Source organism: Streptomyces scabichelini, assembly GCF_011045015.1.
Taxonomy (GTDB): Bacteria; Actinomycetota; Actinomycetes; order Streptomycetales; family Streptomycetaceae; genus Streptomyces; species Streptomyces scabichelini.
In genome coordinates this window covers 1-2,203 of record NZ_JAAKZY010000443.1, presented here as the reverse complement: position 1 = coordinate 2,203, position 2,203 = coordinate 1, and the positions used below count along the sequence as shown (strand labels likewise).

General features: G+C 75.2%; 3 protein-coding genes. All 3 read right to left on the bottom strand.

Annotated features, from left to right (window positions below; genetic code table 11):
- Positions 1-424: glycosyltransferase (locus G5C60_RS50490; protein WP_165271025.1), on the bottom strand; the 424-nt coding region annotated here is incomplete at its 3' end.
- Entirely contained in the window at positions 414-1,271 is an 858-nt protein-coding gene (locus tag G5C60_RS50485) for a glycosyltransferase family 2 protein (RefSeq protein WP_338146163.1), read from the bottom strand. The genes G5C60_RS50490 and G5C60_RS50485, both read right to left, overlap by 11 nt.
- Before the next feature lie 415 nt (positions 1,272-1,686).
- Positions 1,687-2,203 (bottom strand): D-glycero-beta-D-manno-heptose 1-phosphate adenylyltransferase (rfaE2, locus tag G5C60_RS50480; RefSeq protein WP_165271021.1); only part of this gene is annotated, 517 nt, incomplete at its 5' end.

The following is a 2,203-nucleotide window of genomic DNA, read 5'->3' as shown; positions in this document are numbered from 1 at the left end:
AGCGGGGGCCGGGGATCGGGGAGTTGCGCAGTTCCTCGACGATCGGGTCCTCGGTGCCGCGCGGTTCGACGAGGATGCGCGCCGTGACGGCCGCGAGCCGGCCGTGCCGGTCCAGGAGGTCCGCGGCCCGGGACAGTGCTCCGGGCGCCCACCAGGTGTCGTCGTCGCAGAACGCCACGTAGGGCGTCCGCACGTGTCGTACGGCCAGATTGCGGCCGACCGCGCCGAGGTTCCGGCCGGGCCGTAGCAGTCGTACGTCCGGATGACGGCGGGCGACCTCTTCGGCGGTGCCGTCGGTGGAGGCGTTGTCGGTGACGATCACCGGTGGGCCCTCGGGCAGTTCGGCGAGGTGCTCCAGTGTCCGCAGGAGTTCGGTCCTGCGGTTGTGGGTGATCACGACCACGGTCGTCCGGTCATCGCTCACGGGACGCCCCCTCGACCTGGCGCACGGCTCGCTCGATGTACGGCGGCAGGGGCGTACGGGCGCGCAGCGCGGCCGGCAGCAGCGCGAGCGCGGCACTCAGGGCGCGCCGGGCCTCGGGGTCACGGCGGGCCGCGGTGGCCAGGTCCCAGGTGCGGCGCAGGGCGACCGGCAGCGGGCGGCGCAGCCAGGTGGTGAGCAGTTCGTTGCGGTGTACGACAGCGGAACGGTGGGCCCGCGGCACCGGGGCCGGGTGGTGGTGCGCGACCACCTCCGGGCAGTGGACGACGCCCCAGCCGCGCGCGGCGAGGTCGTACGCGAGGAGGGTTTCCTCCGCGCCGAAGAACAGCAGCCGGTGGTAGCCGCCGGCGTCGAGGTAGGCCGACCGGCGGGCGACGGCGGCGCAGCCGAGGAAGCCGAGGACCTGGTTGCCCGGCAGGTCGGTGGCCGGGCCGAGGGGCGACCCGGCGAGGAAGTCGTTGAGCGGGTCGGGGGCGTCGGAGGGGCCGACCAGCGTGCGCGCGGAGAGGAGGCCGAGCCGCGGGTGGGCGTCCAGCAGCCGGGCCGCCGTGGTCAGGGCGCCCGGTTCCCACCAGGAGTCGTCGTCGCTGAAGGCCACGTACGGCGTGTCGAGTGCGCGTACGCCGTCGTTGCGGGCGAGGGCTCCGCGGTTGGCCGGCAGGGCGAGCACGCGCACCTCGGGGAACTGTTCGGCGATCATCGCGCGCGTTCCGTCGCTCGACGCGTTGTCGGCCACGAGCACGGGTGGTTTCTCCGGCAGGGCGAGCAGGTGGCGCAGGGTGACGGCGAGGGAGTCGGCTCGGTCGCGGGTGGCGATGACGACGCCTATGGGCGGGTGCTCCGGGCCGTCTTCGTCAGGCTGGCGATGCGGGTCGGTGCCGACGGTCCTGCCGGGCGAGTGGCGTGCGGGTGCCGGGTCGGTCACGGGTGGGGGGTCTCCTGGTGGTTCGGGGCGGTCGGTGCTCTTGGGGAGCCGGTCGAGGACGTCGAGTACGTCTTCGGGGTGGATGCGCAGCAGGGCCGGGTCGGGCAGGCGGCCGTGCGGGGCGCCGTCCGGGCCCGGGCCCGCCGTGGCGTGCGGAGGATCGCCCAGTCCCAGTCCTAGTCCCACTCCCAGGGCCCGCAGCCCCAGCAGCCGGGGCGCATCCGCGCAAGGGCGCGCCCTCATGGGGTGCCTCCAGCCGCCACGGACGCCACAGCCGCCCACGCCGGCAGGCGGGGTTCGGGACGGGACGCGTCAGTCGTCATCGTGCGCTCCCCGGTGCGGCGGCGGCCGCCCGTGCCGCGAGCCCTGTTGTGGAGCGGCCGTCGAGGTAGGGCAGGAGTACGGCCTGGCCGCCCCACTTCTCGAGGAGCGCGGCCTCGGGGAGGTCGGTGCCGGCGTAGTCGGCGCCCTTGACCCAGACGTTGGGGCGCAGCTCCGTCAGGAGGCGTTCCGGGGTGTCCTCGTCGAACACGGCCACGGCGTCGACGCACTCCAGGGCGCGCAGCACACGGACACGGTCGGCGAGCGGGTTGACCGGTCGGCCGTCGCCCTTGCGGCGGCGGACCGACGCGTCGGAGTTGACGCAGACCACGAGGCAGTCGCCGATCCGCCGGGCGGCCTGGAGCAGGCCGACATGACCGGCGTGCAGCAGATCGAAGCAGCCGCCCGCCGCGACGATCCTGCCGCGGTCGGCACGGACCCGGGCGACCAGCTCGTACGGGTCCTCGTCCACCGGCCCCGCTCCAGGAGCCGTCCCACCCAGCAGTCCGCCCGCC